This window comes from Streptomyces californicus, from assembly GCF_000717645.1.
In the GTDB taxonomy this organism is placed as follows: Bacteria; Actinomycetota; Actinomycetes; order Streptomycetales; family Streptomycetaceae; genus Streptomyces; species Streptomyces californicus.
On record NZ_JNZZ01000007.1, the window covers coordinates 230,913 to 247,482 of the forward strand.

Consider the following 16,570-nt stretch of genomic DNA (forward strand, 5'->3'; position numbering starts at 1 on the left):
CTCTCGTGGATGTTGTCACTCAAGGTCGAGCCGCTTCCACTGGCAGTAACGGTCCTCCGGGCAGGCCAAAGACGTACACTACCGGCCTTTGAGTTCAACGTCTAAATCCGTTCCGGCACGGGGTTGCCCGCGGCCTCCACCGCGCGCCGCACCGGGACCCGCGCGAGCAGCACCGCGCCGACGGCGAAGAAGAGGATCAGCGAGATGATCGCGTCCCGGTAGCTGCCGGTCACCTGGTAGGCCAGACCGAACACCAGGGGCCCCAGCCAGCTCAGACCGCGGTCGCTCATCTCGTACGCGGAGAAGTACTCGGCCTCCTTGCCGCGCGGCACCAGATGCGAGAACAGGGACCGCGACAGGGCCTGGCTGCCGCCCAGCACCAGGCCGATCGCCGCTGCCAGGACGAAGAAGAACACCGGCGCGTCGGCCGGCAGCAGGTACGCCGAGACCAGGATCAGGGTCCACACGGCCAGCGAACCCAGGATCGTGCGCTTCGCGCCGTGCGTCCGGGCGAGCCGCCCCATGCCCAGCGCCCCCGCCACCGCCAGGACCTGCACCAGCAGCACGGCGACGATCAGCGTCGTCTGGTCCAGCCCCAGCTCCTCGGATCCGTACAGCGAAGCCTGCGAGATCACCGTCTGGATGCCGTCGTTGTAGACGAGGTAGGCCAGCAGGAAGGAGAGCGTGAGCGGGTGGCGCCGCATGTCGCGCAGGGTGGCCCGCAACTGCTTCCAGCCGGAGCCGACCGCTCCCTCGCCGTCCGGTCTCACCCGGCGGTCGCGCAGGCGGCGCAGCGGGACGATCGTGAACGCGCCCCACCACACGCCGGCCGAGGCGAGACAGATCCGCACCGCGTCCGACTCCGCCAGCCCGAACGAGGCGTGGCCGGTGTAGAGGATCAGGTTGAGGACCAGGACGAGGGCCCCCGAGGTGTAGCCGAAGGCCCAGCCGCGCGAGGAGACCGCGTCGCGCTCCTCCGGCTCGGCGATCTGCGGCAGATACGCGTTGTACAGGACCATCGACACGGAGATCGAGGCGTTCGCCACGATCAGCAGGAAGGCGCCCAACAGATAGCGGTGGCCGTCCAGGAGGAACATCCCGGCCGTCGCCGCCGCCCCGGTGTACGCGGCCGCCGCCAGCAGCGGCTTCTTGCGCCCCGTACGGTCCGCCGCCGCGCCGACGATCGGCATCAGGATCACGGCCACCACGATGGAGGCCGAGACGGAGTACGCGAACAGCGAGCCCGCGCGCACGGGTATGCCCAGCGGGTGCACGAACCCGTCCGGATCGGCCGCCGCCTTGGCGACGGACGTCAGGTACGGGCCGAGGAAGACGGTCAGCACGCTGGTGGAGTAGACCGAGCACGCGAAGTCGTAGAAGTACCAGCCGTGCTGCTCGCGTCTGCGCGCGGCGGCCGTCCCGTCGTCCGGCGGCCGTCCGGACGGGTCGGCCTTCCCTGCGGTGCCGGTGCTCATGCCGCGTCCCCTCGCTCGTCCCCTGCGGACGCGGACGGGCCGGGCGTCAGGACCAGGCCCCCCGCTCGCTCAGCACCGTACGCAGCGTCTCGATGTGATCGGTCATGATGCCATCCACACCGAGGTCCAGGAGAGCCGCCATCCGCTCCGGTTCGTTCACCGTCCACACGTGGACCTGGAGCCCCAGCGCGTGCGCCGTGCGGACGAAACGGGCGTCCACCACCGGGATGCCGCCCTGGCTCTCCGGCACCTGGGCGCAGACCGCCCCCGCCCGCAGCGGGGCCGGGACGCCGTACGAGCGCAGTCGCAGCGCCAGCACGCCGCGCACCCCGTACGAGGTGGCCAGCCGGGGGCCCGCCAGCCGGTGGGCGCGGGCCACCCGGGCCTCCGAGAACGAGCCGACGCAGACCCGGTCCCAGGCGTCCGTCCGGCGGATCAGCTCCAGCAGCGGCTCCAGCGCCGGCCCGGCCTTCAGATCCACGTTCCAGCGCGCCTCGGGGAACTCCTCCAGCAGCTCCTCGAAGAGCGGCGGCGGCTCGCTTCCCCCGACCCGGGCCCGGCGCACCTCGCTCCACGGCAGATCGGCGATCCGGCCCCGGGCGTCGGTGACCCGGTCCAGGGTGGCGTCGTGGAAGGCCACGAGCCGGCCGTCCGCCGTGGTGTGCACGTCGGTCTCGAAGTAGCGGTAGCCGGCGTCGGCCGCCCGGCGGAAGGCCGTGACGGTGTTCTCCACGCCGTCCGCCGCCCCGCCGCGGTGGGCGAAGGCGATCGGCGCCGGGTGGTCCAGATAGGGGTGGCTCGGTTTCACTGCGGCAGTATGGCCTGCCCGGGCGCCGGGGCGGCAACGGGGCCGGAACCGAGGGGCGGCGCCGGGGTGCACGGTTCGCCCGGGGCCGTGGTGATGCCCGGGAGCGCGGTGACGGCCGGGGCGGTGGGCTTCGGGAGCGCGAACACCCGCAGGAAGAGCTGGGCCAGCGGGCCGATGGCCAGGGCGTACACCACCGTGCCCACCCCCAGCGAACCGCCCAGCACGAAGCCGGTGGCCACCACCGCCACCTCGATCGCCGTGCGGACCAACCGGATGGAGCGGCCGGTGACCCGGTTCAGCCCGGTCATCAGGCCGTCGCGCGGGCCCGGCCCGAACCGGGCGGCGATGTACAGGCCGGTTGCCACCCCGTTGAGCACGATCCCCAGGACCAGAGCGGGGACACGGAACCCGTAGCCGTCCAGCTCGCCGACGACGGCGAGCGTCCCGTCCATCGCCAGTCCGACCACGAAGACGTTCGACACGGTGCCCAGCCCCGGCCGCTGCCGCAGCGGGATCCACAGCAGCAGCACCACCGCGCCGACGATGATCGACACGACCCCGATGGAGATGCCGGTCAGCTCCGCGAGCCCCTGGTGCAGCACTCCCCACGGCTCCAGCCCCAGCTCGGCCCGGACCAGGAGCGCGGAGCTGGCCCCGTACAGCGCCAGACCGGCGTACAGCTGGACGAGCCGCCGGGAGAGATGGGTGGTGCTCCGTCGCGTGGTCCTGGCCACGTTGTGCCCCCTGACGTAGTGGTGGTGGACTGCTCCATGTCACTCTGTGGCAGGGGATCGGCCACCAACTATGGCCAATTCGAGGAAGGTGGACTGATTTCGATGGTGCAGTGGACATCGACGGTGGGCGCGGCCCAGCTCGCCCGTCAGCTCCGGTCCCAGCAGGCCCGGCCCACCGGGCCGGGCGGACGCAAGCCGCCCGCCTACCGCGCGCTCGCCGACGGCGTACGTCTGCTGGTCCTGGAGGGCCGGGTTCCGGTCGCCGCCCGGCTGCCCGCCGAACGCGAGCTGGCCCTCGCCCTCTCCGTCAGCCGGACGACCGTCGCCGCCGCCTACGAGGCGCTGCGCGCGGAGGGCTTCCTGGAGTCGCGGCGCGGGGCCGGGAGCTGGACCGCCGTGCCCGCCGGAAACCCGCTGCCCGCCCGCGGCCTCGAACCGCTGCCGCCGGAGTCGCTCGGCTCGATGATCGACCTGGGGTGCGCGGCCCTGCCCGCGCCCGAACCGTGGCTGACCCGGGCCGTCCAGGGAGCGCTGGAGGAGCTGCCGCCGTACGCCCACACGCACGGCGACTACCCGGCCGGGCTGCCCGCGCTGCGCCGCATGATCGCCGACCGCTACACGGCTCTCGGCGTGCCGACGATGCCCGAGCAGATCATGGTCACCACCGGGGCGATGGGCGCCATCGACGCCATCTGCCACCTCTTCGCGGGTCGCGGGGAGCGGATCGCGGTCGAGTCCCCGAGCTACGCCAACATCCTCCAGCTGATGCGCGAGACCGGCGCCCGCCTGGTCCCGGTCGCCATGGAGGAGGGGCTCGGCGGCTGGGACATGAACCGCTGGCGCCAGGTGCTGCGGGACGCCGCGCCCCGGCTCGCCTACGTGGTCGCCGACTTCCACAACCCCACCGGGGCGCTCGCCGACGAGCAGCAGCGCCGGGACCTGGTGGACGCGGCCCGGTCCGCCGGCACGGTCCTGGTCGTCGACGAGACGATGAACGAACTCCGGCTGGACCCCGGCCTCGCCATGCCGCGCCGGGTCTGCGCCTTCGACCCGGCCGGGAGCACGGTCCTGACCGTCGGCTCGGCCAGCAAGGCGTTCTGGGCCGGGATGCGCATCGGCTGGGTGCGTGCCGCCCCGGACGTCATCCGCAGCCTGGTCGCCGCGCGCGCGTACGCCGACATGGGCACCCCCGTGTTGGAGCAGCTCGCCATCAACTGGCTCATGGGCACGGGCGGCTGGGAAGAGGCCGTCGAGGTCCGCCGGGGCCAGGCCCGGGAGAACCGCGACGCCCTGGTGGCGGCGGTGCGGCGGGAGCTGCCGGACTGGGAGTTCGCCGTGCCGAGCGGCGGCCTGACCCTGTGGGTGCGGACCGGGGGCCTCTCCGGTTCGCGGCTGGCCGTGGCGGGCGAGCGCGTCGGGGTCCGGGTGCCGTCGGGGCCGCGCTTCGGGGTGGACGGCGCGTTCGAGGGGTACGTACGGCTGCCGTTCACGGTGAGCGGGCCCGTCGCGGACGAGGCGGCCGTCCGCCTGGCGGCCGCGGTGGAGCTGGTGCGCTCCGGGGCGGGCGCGGGGGCCGACGCACCGCGCAGCTTCGTGGCCTGAGCGCCGGACGGTCCGAGCGGCTCTGAGCGCCTGAGCGACTGACGGTTTGAGTGCCTGAGCGCCTGACGGTCCGGGCGCCTGAGTGCCTGGGTGCCCGAGCGCCTGACGGACCGCAGCGGCTCTGCGGGTCCGATGGCCTGAGGGCCGGTCTGAGCGCCCGGTCGGGTTCGCGACCCCGGACACGGCGGCGGGCGGGGAGCGGACCGTGGTGGTGGCCCGCTCCCCGCCCGTTGTTCTTGTGGTCACCGTGATGCCGCTGTCGCCGCCCCGCTTCCGGTCCGACCCGGCCGCGCCTTCGGCTCAGCTCTCCGCCCCGGCGGGCTGCGCCTTCGCCAGCGGCCCGGACGCCCCCGCCCCGTCCGTCATCGCCTCCACCGGCGTCACGTCGCCCTGCCGGGGCGCGGCCTCCACGGCCACCGGGGCCCGGTCCGTGATGGGCCCCTCCTCGTCGGCCGTCCACGCCGCCTCCGCCGGTGTGTGCCGTCCGGGCAGCAGGTCGAGCACCGCCTGCCGGTGGGCGTCGCTCGTGGCGTCGTCGTACGGGTCCGGAGTGGCGGGCACCTGGAGGCGCAGGACCGGTCCCGTGCCGAGGCGGACATAGCCGCGGCCCGGGGGGACCTCGGCCGGCGGGGTGGTGCGCGGTTCGGCGCCGAGGAGCGCCGCGACCTGCTCACGCGAGGCCGGGCCGAGGACCGCGCGGGCGCGGGTGTGGCTGAGCACGGTCTCGGTCAGGGTGTCCACCGCGTCGAACTGCTCGGCCACCACCACGGTGACCTGGGCCGCCCGACCGTGCCGCAGCGGGACACGCAGCAGCTCCTGCGGATCGGGCCTGCCGTCGGCGGCAGCGAGGTGGCCCAGGACCCCGGGGCGGTCCAGCAGGATCCACAGCGGCCGCCGGATGTCGTCCGGTACGGGGTGGCCGCTCTGCCGGGCCCGGTTGGCGGTGATCAGGCGGCGCTCCGTCTCGTGCGCCGCCCACTCCAGCGTGGCCAGCGCCCCGCCGGGGCCCGACTCCACGGCGAGGACGCCGTCGCGGCCGGTGAACGCGGCGTACTCGCCGGTCCCGCTGCCGTCGATGACGATGACGTCCCCGCCCTGGAGGGCCTGCAGGGCGATCGAGCGGACCAGGGTCGTGGTGCCGCCGCCGGGCTGCCCGGCGGCCAGCAGGTGCGGCTCGGTGGAGCGGCCGCCGGTCCGCCAGAGGACGGGCGACGCGTCCGCGGTGGCGTCGCCGTCGCGTACGGGGACGGTACGGGAGACGGCGTCCGGGTCCGTGAAGCCGAGGACCGTCTCGCCCGGGGCGGTGACGAAGCGCTGAGCGGCGATGGTGGTGGGGAGCGCGTCCAGCACGGTCACGTCGAGGCGGTTGGCCTCCTCGTCCCAGTCGAAGCGGTACTCGCGGCCCCGGCCGGACTTCGTGTGGAGCAACTGCTCGATGCGGGAGCGCGCGGCGGCCTCGCCGTCCGTGAAGTACGCCGGGTAGGAGATCCGGAGCCGGGTGAGCCGGCCGTCCCGGTCGAAGGCGTAGCCGTCGAAGGTCTTCGTCCAGTCGCCGCCGTGGGCGAACAGCGGCTCGGGGTCGTCGGCCGCCGAGAAGTACGGCACGAGCGCCTCGTACAGCGAGCGGAGCCGGGCGCTCTCCGACTCGTCGGGCCCGGTGCGCACGGGGGTCCGCTCCCGCCCCTTCCAGGCGGCCGCGCCCATCACCGTGACCAGGGCCAGGATCGGCCCGAACGGGACGAGCGCCGCCGCGAGCAGGCAGGCCGCGACGAGGAACAGCTTGGGGCCCCGCCGTTCCTTGGGCATCGCGACCCAGTTCTGCCGGCCCGCCACGGCCAGCAGCCGCAGACCGCGGATCACCGTGATCAGCGGATGGAGGACATCGGTGGCGCTGTCGGCGGCCGTCCGCGCGATCTCTCTGCCACGAGTGATCGAAGCGGTGCCGCTGCTCAGAATGCGGGGGAGTGGTCGCCGGGCCACGTCGGTCTCCTGAAGGGGTGGGAGCGGTTGCGGAGCGTCAGAACTTGATCCCGCCCAGCAGGCCGGCGAGGCTCGCCCCGCCCGCCGTGATGCTCGGAGCGATGGCGGTGCCGGCCAGGTAGAAGCCGAACAGTGCGCAGACGATGGCGTGGGACGCCTTGAGCCCGTCCTTCTTGAAGAACAGGAAGACGACGATGGCGAGCAGGACCACGCCCGAGATGGAAAGGATCATGAGCGGTTCTCTCCTGGTTGAAGGGGACAGTCACCATGAGTCCTTCCAGGATCACGCGAAGTATCTATATGACAAAAGGTGCAATCGAGTGAATATGCTGCTCTTTCACTTGACCGGCCCACAGGAGACGGCTTTCGGGGAGCGGCATCACCCGGGCCGTGGTGGGAAGAACCGGAGCGACCGGCCCCGGCGATCCCTCGCCCGGCCGGGACCGGGTCGGATCGGGACCGGGCCGCGCGCGCCCGGGAGCAGTACCCTGTCGATTCACTCGTACGGCCCCCGTGCCGTACGCCCACCAGGTCGATCGCGGCGGTGACGCCGCGGCAGCAGTCGAGGAAGGCGGCCCGTCCGATGAGCGAAACCCCTGATCCCGAGGTGGTCGAGCTGGCGACCAAGGTCTTCGACCTGGCCCGTGCCGGTGAGACCGAGGCGCTCACCGCGTACGTCGAGGCCGGGGTCCCCGCCAACCTCACCAACGACCGGGGCGACACACTCGTGATGCTCGCGGCGTACCACGGCCACGCCGCCACGGTCGCCGCCCTCGTCGCCCGCGACGCCGACCCGGACCGGGCCAACGACCGCGGCCAGACCCCGCTGGCCGGAGCCGTCTTCAAGGGCGAGGACGCCGTCGTCGACGCGCTGCTCGCCGCCGGCGCCGACCCGGCCGCCGGAACGCCGTCCGCGCTGGACACGGCCCGGATGTTCGGCAAGTCCGACCTGCTGGAACGCTTCGGTGCGCGGTGAGACGACGGCGGGCGCACTCCTGGAGGCGTCCGCCGTGGGCTTCGCTGACCGGTCCGTCGTAAATGTGGTCGCGGTGGCGAAATGGCTGGGTCATCATGACGTCGCGGGCCCGCTCAGGGCCACCGACGAGAGGCAGAGGAAGATGCTCTACACCAGGCGAAAGACGGCGGTCGGCCGATCATGTCACTGCGCGGCGTAACGGTGTCCCCCCGGACACCCCCGCGTGCCGAGAGGCACGGGGCACTGCACAGTCCCGGTCGCGTCGACAGCTTGATGTGAGGCTTTCTCCCATGTTCGATCCGTTCATAGCGCCGAGCGGCACCCTGCTCGGCCTGCTGCAGAGGGGCCGCGGCGACGGCACGCTCCACGCGCTCGCCGCACCGCGCCCCGAGGCCCTCGCGGCCCTCAACCACTGCGTCGTGAGCGACCCCCGCCACGACTGGCAGGTGGAGAACCGCTCCCTCTACTACGCGCGCCTCTACCTCGACCTCGACGGCGGTATCGAGGAGATCGAGCGGCACCTGCTCGATCCCGACGATCACCTCGACACCGACGACTCCCGTACCGGGCTGGCGCTCTCCGTCCTCGGCCACCTCGCCTCCTACGGGCGCGACGACGCCCTGGCCCTGCTCCGCCGCTACACGGCGACCGGCGCCAACTGGGCCTGGGCCCTGGACGAGCTCGCCCTGCGCGACGACGACGCCGGCCTGCGCTCCCTCGCGCTGCCCGTCCTCGCCCGCTTCCCGGCCACCGATCAGGGCACGGCCGACCTCGCCACCGCCGTACGCGACGCATTCGAACCGCGCCCCTGGCGGCTGTGGGCCGACGACCCGCGCGAAACGGTCGGGGCCCGTGTCCGGGCCGCCGGCGAACAGGGCTCGTTCGACCGGTGGCAGCGCCAGATGCGCCCCGGGGGACCCCGCCCCGGCTGGAGCGTCCAGGCCGTCTTCGACTGGGCCCAGCAGGCCCTGGAACGCGGCAGCGAACTGCACGTCCCCGCGGCGCGCTGCCTCACCGCCGTCGCCGGACCCGACGACCTTCCCCAGATCGTCGAGGCCGGCCGCAGCGGACCCGACGGCGCGCGCTGCGCCGCCCTGCACTACCTCGCGGAGACCGGCGAAGCAGTCGTCCTCGACCTCATCGAGGCCGCCGCGGCCGACCCCTCCCGCACCGTCGCCGACACGGCCGTCGCCGCCTTCGAGCGGATGACCGCCGAGGCCGCCGTGCGACGGGCCCGGCGCTGGGCCCACCGCCCCGACGCCCTCGGAGCCTCCGCCGCCGGAGTGCTCGCCTGCCGAGGCACCGCCCAGGACGCTCCCCAAGTCCTCGGCGCGCTGCGGGAGGCCGTGCGCGGCGACGGACCCGACGCCCCCCGGCTGTGGACCCTGGTCGACGGGGCCGGGCGCCTCGGCATCGCCTGCGCAGCCCCCGTGCTGCGCCACGTCTACCGCGAGACGTCCTCCTCGCACCTGCGGGGCCGGGCGGCCCGCGCGCTGGCCGCCACCGACCCGTCCTTCGCGACCGGGTTCGCGGTGGAGTGCCTGTGGGACTGCGAGGAGACCACCCGCGAGGTGGCCGCCCGCCACGCCGAGACGGGCGACATCCGCGTCGCGGAACGGCTGCGCCGCCTCGCCGCCGACCCGGCCGAGGAGGCCGAGGTCCAGACCGCCGTACGGAGCCGGATCGGCCCGGACACCTCCGCGGTCTGACCGCGCAGGTCACGGACACCGGGAGGAGGGTCGTTGTCAGACCCTCCTCCTAACCTTTCCGCCATGGACATCGACACGTGGTGGGGGCTGGTCGAGCGGGCCCGTGACATGGCCGGGGGCCGGGCCGACGACCGGGACGCGCCCGACGACCCGCTGCCGGGAGCGCTGACCGACGTGCTCGCCGCCCTGGAGCCCGGACGGATCGCGGAGTTCGCCGTGACGGCCGTGGAGGTGTCCTGGTCCGCCTACCGGTGGCCCCTGTGGAACGCGGCCCACCTCATCGAGGGCGGCTGCGGCGACGACGGCTTCACGGACTTCCGCGACGGGCTCGCCCTGCTCGGCCGGGAGACCTTCACCCGGGTGGTGGCCGACCCCGACGCGCTGGCCGGACTGCCGGTCGTGATCCGGATGGCCCGGGGCGAGCGCGGCTGGATCGGATACGAGTCGCTGAGCGCGCTGGTGAACGCGGCCCACCGCCGGCGGACGGGCGAGACCGCCTCCCTCGACGCCGCGGTGGAGGAGGCCCTGAGCGAGCGCGAACGGCCGGCCGGGCCGGCGGGGGAGAGCTGGGACGCCGAGGACGACGAGGCGAACCGCGTACGTCTGCCGCGCCTGGCGGTGCTCTTCCTGGACTGAGCCGGACCCGGGCGCGTTCCCGTATCCGTATGCGGACGGGCCCGGAGCCCTACGCGCGGCACCATGCCGGCGGCCCCTTCGCCGCCGCTGCGGGACCGGTGGCGCGGGCACACAATGGCGCCATGACCGGACGCTGGGAGTTCTGGATCGACCGCGGCGGCACCTTCACCGACATCGTGGGCCGCCGCCCCGACGGCCGCCTCATCACCCGCAAGCTCCTCTCCCACGACCCCGGCCGCTACGACGACGCGGCCGTCGCCGGGATCCGGCTGCTCCTCGGCCTCGGCCCGGACGAACCGGTGCCCGCCGACCGGGTCGCCGCCGTCCGGATGGGCACCACCGTCGCCACCAACGCCCTCCTGGAGCGCCGGGGCGAGGCGACCGTCCTGCTGATCACCGAGGGCTTCCGGGACGCGCTGCGCATCGCGTACCAGAACCGGCCGCGCCTCTTCGACCGGCACATCGTCCTGCCCGAGGCCGTCCACGAGCGGGTGATCGAGGTGCCCGAGCGGCTCGACGCCGAGGGCCGCACCGTACGCCCCCTGGACCTCGCCCCCGTACGCGAACACCTGCGCGCCGCCCACGCCGACGGGCTGCGCAGCGCCGCCGTCGTCCTCATGCACGGCTACCGCCACCCCGCCCACGAACGGGCCGTCGCCGAAGCCGCCCGGGAGGCGGGCTTCACACAGGTCAGCACCTCCCACGAGGTCAGCCCGCTGATCAGGCTCGTCCCGCGCGGCGACACCACCGTCGTCGACGCCTACCTCTCACCCGTCCTGCGCCGGTACGTCGACGAGGTCGCCGCCCACCTCGACGGGATCCGGCTGATGTTCCTCCAGTCCAACGGCGGGCTCCGCGAAGCCGCCCGGTTCCGGGGAAAGGACGCCGTCCTCTCCGGACCGGCCGGCGGCGTCGTCGGCATGGTCCGCACCTCGCGGCAGGCCGGACACGACCGCGTCATCGGCTTCGACATGGGCGGCACCTCCACCGACGTCTCGCACTACGCCGGCGCGTTCGAACGTGAGCTGGGCACCGAGGTCGCCGGGGTGCGGATGCGCGCCCCGATGATGAGCATCCACACCGTCGCGGCCGGCGGCGGCTCCGTCCTCCACTTCGACGGCAGCCGCTACCGCGTCGGCCCCGACTCGGCGGGCGCCCATCCCGGCCCCGCCTGCTACCGGCGGGGCGGCCCCCTCACCGTCACCGACGCCAACGTCATGCTCGGCCGCGTCCAGCCCGCCCACTTCCCGGCGGTCTTCGGCGAGAGCGGCGACCTCCCGCTCGACGCCGACACGGTCCGCGAACGGTTCACCGCGCTCGCCGACGAGGTGGGGCGGGCCACCGGCCGACGCCCGGACGAGGCGGAGGCCGCGGCGGGCTTCCTGGAGATCGCCGTGCTCAACATGGCCAACGCCGTCAAGAAGATCACCGTGCAGCGCGGCCACGACGTCACCCGCTACGCCCTGACCGGCTTCGGCGGCGCGGGCGGCCAGCACGTCTGCGCGGTGGCGGACGCCCTGGGCATCGACACCGTCCTCGTCCCGCCGCTCGCCGGGGTCCTCTCCGCGTACGGCATCGGCCTCGCCGACGCCACCGCCCTGCGCGAACAATCGGTGGAGGAACCACTCGGCCCGGCCTGCCTGGAGCGGGTGGAACGGCTCTGCGCGGAGCTGGCCGACCGTACCCGCGAGGCCCTGCGCGCCGACGGCGTGGCGGATCGTGCGATCACCGTGCGCGCCCGGCTCCTGCTGCGGTACGCCGGTACGGACGCGGCGCTCGCGGTGGACCTGGGCACGGAGGACGCCATGGCCCGGGCGTTCACCGCCGCCCACCGGGCCCGGTTCGGCTTCGCCATGGACAGACCGGTCGTGGTGGAGACCGCCACCGTGGAGGCCACCGGCGACACCGGGGCGGCGGCCGCCGAAGCCCCCGGCACGAGCACCGGCCCCGCCGCCCCCGCGCAGGACGCGCCTCCGAGCCCGGCCGACACCGTGGACCTGTACGCAGAAGGGCGGTGGCGGCGGGCCCCGCTCCACCGCCGGGCCGATCTGCGCCCCGCCGACACCGTCACCGGGCCCGCGATCGTCGCCGAGGACGACGCCACCACCGTCGTCGACCCCGGCTGGCGTGCCGAGGCCGCCGCCACCGGCCATCTCGTCCTCACCCGCTCCACCCCCCGGCCCGAACGCACCGCCGTCGGCACCCGGGTGGACCCGGTGATGCTGGAGGTCTTCAACAGCCTCTTCATGTCGATCGCCGAGCAGATGGGCGTCCGCCTGGAGAACACCGCCCACTCCGTCAACATCAAGGAGCGCCTCGACTTCTCCTGCGCCCTGTTCGACGCCGAGGGCGACCTGATCGCCAACGCCCCGCACATCCCCGTCCACCTCGGCTCGATGGGCGAGTCGATCAAGGAGGTGCTGCGCCGCAACGAGGGCACGCTGCGGCCCGGGGACGTGTACGCGGTCAACGACCCGTACCACGGCGGCACCCACCTGCCGGACGTCACCGTGGTCACCCCCGTCTTCGACGAGGGCGGCGACGGAAGCCGGGACGGGGACGGGGAAGCGACCCCGGGCGAGGGCGGCGACGCGATCCCGGGCGAGGGCGGAGACGGGAGCCCGGGCGAGGGCGGCCCCGGGCTCCGCTTCCTCGTCGCCTCGCGCGGCCACCACGCGGAGATCGGCGGCACCACCCCCGGCTCCATGCCCGCCTTCAGCCGGACGGTCCACGAGGAGGGCGTGCTCTTCGACAACTGGCTCCTCGTCCGCGACGGCCGGCTGCGCGAGGCCGAGACCCGCGCGCTGCTCGCCTCCGCCCCGTACCCCTCCCGCGATCCGGACACCAACCTCGCCGACCTCCGCGCCCAGATCGCCGCAAACGAGAAGGGCATCGCCGAACTGCGACGCATGACCGACCAGTTCGGGGCCGAGGCCGTGGACGCGTACATGCGGCACGTCCAGGACAACGCCGAGGAGTCCGTCCGCCGGATCGTCGCCCGGCTGCACGACGGCCACTGCCGCTACACGACCGACACGGGGGCGGTGATCGAGGTCCGGCTCACCGTCGACCGGGACGCCCGCAGCGCCCACCTCGACTTCACCGGGACCTCGCCCCAGCGGCCCGGCAACGCCAACGCGCCCCGCTCCGTCGTCATGGCCGCCGTCCTCTACGTGTTCCGCACCCTCGTCGGGGAGGACATCCCGCTGAACAGCGGCTGCCTCACCCCGCTGGAGGTGACCATTCCGCCCGGATCGATGCTCGACCCCCACTACCCGGCGGCGACGGTCGCGGGCAACGTCGAGACCTCCCAGGCGGTCACCGGGGCGCTGTACGGGGCGATCGGGGGCCTGGCCGAGGGGTCCGGCACCATGAACAACCTCACCTTCGGCAACGACCACGTCCAGTACTACGAAACGATCGCCAGCGGCTCCGGAGCGGGCGACGGCTTCGACGGCGCCGACGCCGTGCAGACCCATATGACCAACTCGCGCCTCACCGACCCCGAGATCCTGGAGTGGCGCCTGCCCGTGAGGCTGGAGTCCTTCGCGGTCCGGGACGGCAGCGGGGGAGCGGGCCGGTGGCGCGGCGGCGACGGCGTCGAGCGCCGCATCCGCTTCCTGGAACCCGTCACGATCGCCCTGCTCTCCGGCCACCGCCGTGTCCCGCCGTACGGAGCGGGCGGCGGGGAGCCCGGAGCGCTCGGGGAGCAGCACATCGAACGGGCGGACGGCGAGGTGGTGCCGCTGGCGGGGTGCGACACCGCCGAACTCGGCGCCGGGGACGTGCTGGTGGTCCGCACCCCGGGCGGCGGGGGGTACGGACCCGCGCGAGCGTAGGACGCGGTACCGCCCCGGTCGCGAAGACGCCACCGACCCGGCCGCGCGGCCGCGCGGGCATCCCGGCACCGGTCGCGTGGTCCCGCCGCCGCTCCGGTCGAGCGGAGGTCCCCGCTCCGGTCGCATAAACGCCGTTTCGACCGTTGTCCGTACGAGGACCTAATCTGTTCCACGTGACTTCGCCTGCCTACCCGGACACCGCCTCGCCGCAGCTCAGCGCGGGGCCGCGGCCTGCCCCGGGCCCCGCCGCCGACGAGGGGCTCTCCCGGCGGCTGCGCGCGCTCGCGTGCACGGCGCCCCTGCACGACCTGGACGTCCGCAAGGCGAATCTGGCCGGCGAGTACACGGTGTACGCCATGGCGGAGGTCGCCCTCGCCGCGATCGACCACGTCACCCTCAACATGGACTTCGACACCGGGGCCGACCACGACCAGATAGTGGCCAGGCTGCTGCCCCGGGTCGGCGCCCAGGCCCCCGACCGCCCCGTCGCCGAGCACGAACGGGTCGCCCGCTGGGTCCTGGAGAACCTGATCAACGTCGGCAGCGTCGACCGGGGCTTCCGCGCGGTCTACGGCACCTTCGGCCCCGACGGGGTCTACGTCCGCCGCGACTACGACTTCAAGCTCATCGAGGAGGTCCCCGGCCACGGCGGCACGGTCTTCCTCCGCGCCACCGACGAAGCGGTCAACGTCCTCGTCGGCGCGCTCGACACCGACGTCACCAGCGCCCAGATCGCCGCCGAGGTCAAGCTGGAGGTCCTGATCAGCCGGGGCCGCCTCGCGGACGCCCAGCTCGCCGCCGAACAGGCCCGCTACCGCACCGTGCAGTACGCGGAGACCCTGCGCCGCACCCTGGAGGCCACCCGGCGCAACGTGCGCGCCGTCGACTGGCTCCACACCGTCCCGGACATGATCGCCGAGGCCCTGGAGCACGTCGCCGACCGCTACCGCCACGAGAACGCGATCCTCACCAACATCCGCAAGGCCCGCGACGAGGCCGAGGAGCCGGAGCACAAGCGCCGGGCCGCCGAACTGGTCGACATCGTCAAGGACTGCATCCGCCGTCACACCCAGCTCCAGTCCCGGCTCCTGGAGGCGGGCCCCCTCTTCCGCGCCGAGCAGGACCGCCAGGCGTTCGCACCGCCGGCCACGCAGACGGGCCTCGACCTGTACGGGCAGCTCCTCGCCCCGCTCCTCCCGCTCCCCGTCGAACAGTCCACCCGGGCCACCGACGCCTTCTTCGCCCGCGGCACCGGACTGCGCACCCCCACCGCCGTACGCGTCGGGGACCTGGTCGAGCTGCTGCTCACCCCGCCGCAGGAACGCGAGCACCTGGGCGCGGAGATGCCCGAGCCCGACCTGATCGCCACCCCCGACGACAGCCGGTTCAGCGACGAGCAGCTCGCCCGCGCCATGACCCTGCTCGACCTGGAGCACGACGCCCCGCGCCGCCTCTCCGGACTGCTCGCTGAGGCCCGGCGCAGCGGCGGCGACGGCGAGGACCTCGCCTACCTGGTCGCCCTGCTCGCCGTGCACGCCGCCAGCCCCCCGGTCGGCACCGCCTACCGGCAGGGCGAGCGGCGGCTGCTGTTCGCCGTCGACGACGGCACCCAACTGGACGACCCCGGATTCGGCGGCGCCGACCTGATCGTGGGCACCGCCCTGCTGGACGCCGCCGGGATGGCCGCCGACCGCCAGGACGCCTCGTGACCGGGCCGGTGCGATCCGCGCCGCCGGCCGGGCCGGGCCTCCCCGCCCCGGCCCCCGCCCTTCCTTCGCACCCGCACGTCTTCCGTACCGAGGAGTCCCAGCCGTGAGCGACCACGACGCCGAGCACCCCGACGCGTGGAACGAGCCCTCCGCGTACGCCGGTTCCCCCACCCCGTACGCGGGTGACTCCGCCCACGCCGGCGCCGCCGAGCCCACCGGGCCGAGCGCCGTCACCCCGGCCGACGCCGCCGACGCGGCCCGCCTGGTCTCCTTCGGGCTCCAGCCCAAGCTGCTGCCCGCCCGCGACGCCGAGTACGCCGACCTGTTGCGCCGCTACCGGGAGGAGAGCGCCTTCGCCCGGCTCGCCGACGCCGTCGCCACCGGCCTCGGCCTCGTGGTCCTGGAGGTCTCCCCGCGCGCCGGGATGGCCGTGACCGCCGGAGAGGACTCCGTCTTCGCCGTCCGCATGGGCGACTACGCCCGCCGCGCCTCCTCCGACTCCGCCGACCGCTTCCTGCACGGCCTCGCCCACCTCGCCGTCGCCGCGCTCGCCTTCCCCCGCCCGGAGGACCTCGCCGACGACGCCTACATCGGCCGCATCACCGTCAACGGCGTCGACGCCTTCGTACGCCAGGCATGCCGGCGGCTGGAGGAGCGCGCCGAGGAGCAGGGCGACAACACCGACCCCGCCAGCGACGCCCCCGGGCTCGAAGCGGGCTGGCGGATCTACACCCGCCGCAGCGCCACCGGCGCCACCAAGGACGCCCGCAGGCTCGCCGGATCCACCACCGGCATCATCGGCAAGGCCGTCGCCTTCCTCACCGACTCCGGCTTCCTCCAGCGCACCGGCGACGACGCGGGCGGCGCCTACCGGACCACCGCCCGCTACCAGCTCCAGGTCCGCGACCTGGCGGGCAGCGCCGCCATGGCCGAACTGCTGGAGCTCGGCGTCGTCCCCGTCACCGACGGCTCCGCCACCCTCCTCCCGCCGCCCGACCCCGACAGCACGGAACTGGTCGCCGACGCGGGCCTGCCCTTCCACTCCTGACCCGCCCCCCGGCCCGCCGCCGTCGCCCCCCGTCGGCCGCCCCCCTCCCCGCAC

General features: G+C 74.4%; 12 protein-coding genes. 7 read left to right on the top strand and 5 right to left on the bottom strand.

Annotated elements, in window-relative coordinates; translation table 11 throughout:
- Positions 1-101 precede the first annotated feature (101 nt).
- The 3 genes from IF19_RS0111935 to yczE are packed head-to-tail and all read right to left on the bottom strand — an operon-like array spanning position 102 to position 3,017.
- Positions 102-1,475, bottom strand: coding sequence for an MFS transporter (locus IF19_RS0111935; RefSeq protein WP_030116439.1), 1,374 nt, complete (start codon positions 1,473-1,475; stop codon positions 102-104).
- A 46-nt stretch (positions 1,476-1,521) separates the two neighbouring features.
- Positions 1,522-2,283, bottom strand: a complete 762-nt coding sequence (locus tag IF19_RS0111940; protein WP_030195634.1) for a glycerophosphodiester phosphodiesterase family protein — start codon at positions 2,281-2,283, stop codon at positions 1,522-1,524.
- Positions 2,280-3,017: a membrane protein YczE gene (yczE, locus tag IF19_RS0111945; protein WP_030116442.1), complete on the bottom strand. Its 738-nt coding sequence runs from the start codon at positions 3,015-3,017 to the stop codon at positions 2,280-2,282. Before yczE ends, IF19_RS0111940 begins: the two co-directional genes overlap by 4 nt.
- A gap of 102 nt (positions 3,018-3,119) precedes the next feature.
- Between yczE and IF19_RS0111950 the strand changes: the two genes are divergently transcribed.
- Complete coding sequence (locus IF19_RS0111950; protein WP_030195638.1) at positions 3,120-4,619, top strand: SCO1417 family PLP biosynthesis transcription factor; 1,500 nt, start codon at positions 3,120-3,122, stop codon at positions 4,617-4,619.
- Positions 4,620-4,919: 300 nt separating this feature from the next.
- Here the strand turns inward: IF19_RS0111950 and IF19_RS0111955 are convergent, their stop codons facing one another.
- Both IF19_RS0111955 and IF19_RS0111960 read right to left on the bottom strand, forming a co-directional pair.
- Positions 4,920-6,599, bottom strand: coding sequence for a membrane protein (locus IF19_RS0111955; RefSeq protein ID WP_030276889.1), 1,680 nt, complete (start codon positions 6,597-6,599; stop codon positions 4,920-4,922).
- 37 nt (positions 6,600-6,636) lie between these two features.
- Positions 6,637-6,831 carry a hypothetical protein gene (locus IF19_RS0111960; protein WP_003970432.1) on the bottom strand — a complete coding sequence of 65 codons (195 nt, stop codon included), beginning with the start codon at positions 6,829-6,831 and terminating at the stop codon, positions 6,637-6,639.
- A gap of 351 nt (positions 6,832-7,182) precedes the next feature.
- Here IF19_RS0111960 and IF19_RS0111965 point away from each other — a divergent pair, with 351 nt between their 5' ends.
- The 6 genes from IF19_RS0111965 (at position 7,183) to IF19_RS0111995 (ending at position 16,516) form a co-directional block, all read left to right on the top strand.
- A complete protein-coding gene (locus IF19_RS0111965) occupies positions 7,183-7,575 on the top strand; it encodes an ankyrin repeat domain-containing protein (protein WP_030116447.1) in 393 nt (130 codons plus the stop codon).
- Positions 7,576-7,865: 290 nt separating this feature from the next.
- Positions 7,866-9,284 carry a hypothetical protein gene (locus tag IF19_RS0111975; protein WP_030195642.1) on the top strand — a complete coding sequence of 473 codons (1,419 nt, stop codon included), beginning with the start codon at positions 7,866-7,868 and terminating at the stop codon, positions 9,282-9,284.
- A gap of 63 nt (positions 9,285-9,347) precedes the next feature.
- Positions 9,348-9,920 carry a DUF4240 domain-containing protein gene (locus tag IF19_RS0111980; protein ID WP_030116450.1) on the top strand — a complete coding sequence of 191 codons (573 nt, stop codon included), beginning with the start codon at positions 9,348-9,350 and terminating at the stop codon, positions 9,918-9,920.
- A gap of 122 nt (positions 9,921-10,042) precedes the next feature.
- Positions 10,043-13,759 carry a hydantoinase B/oxoprolinase family protein gene (locus IF19_RS0111985; RefSeq protein ID WP_030276891.1) on the top strand — a complete coding sequence of 1,239 codons (3,717 nt, stop codon included), beginning with the start codon at positions 10,043-10,045 and terminating at the stop codon, positions 13,757-13,759.
- 173 nt (positions 13,760-13,932) lie between these two features.
- Positions 13,933-15,468: a hypothetical protein gene (locus IF19_RS0111990; RefSeq protein WP_030116454.1), complete on the top strand. Its 1,536-nt coding sequence runs from the start codon at positions 13,933-13,935 to the stop codon at positions 15,466-15,468.
- Positions 15,469-15,571: 103 nt separating this feature from the next.
- Positions 15,572-16,516, top strand: a complete 945-nt coding sequence (locus tag IF19_RS0111995; protein WP_030121236.1) for a hypothetical protein — start codon at positions 15,572-15,574, stop codon at positions 16,514-16,516.
- Positions 16,517-16,570: the final 54 nt, after the last annotated feature.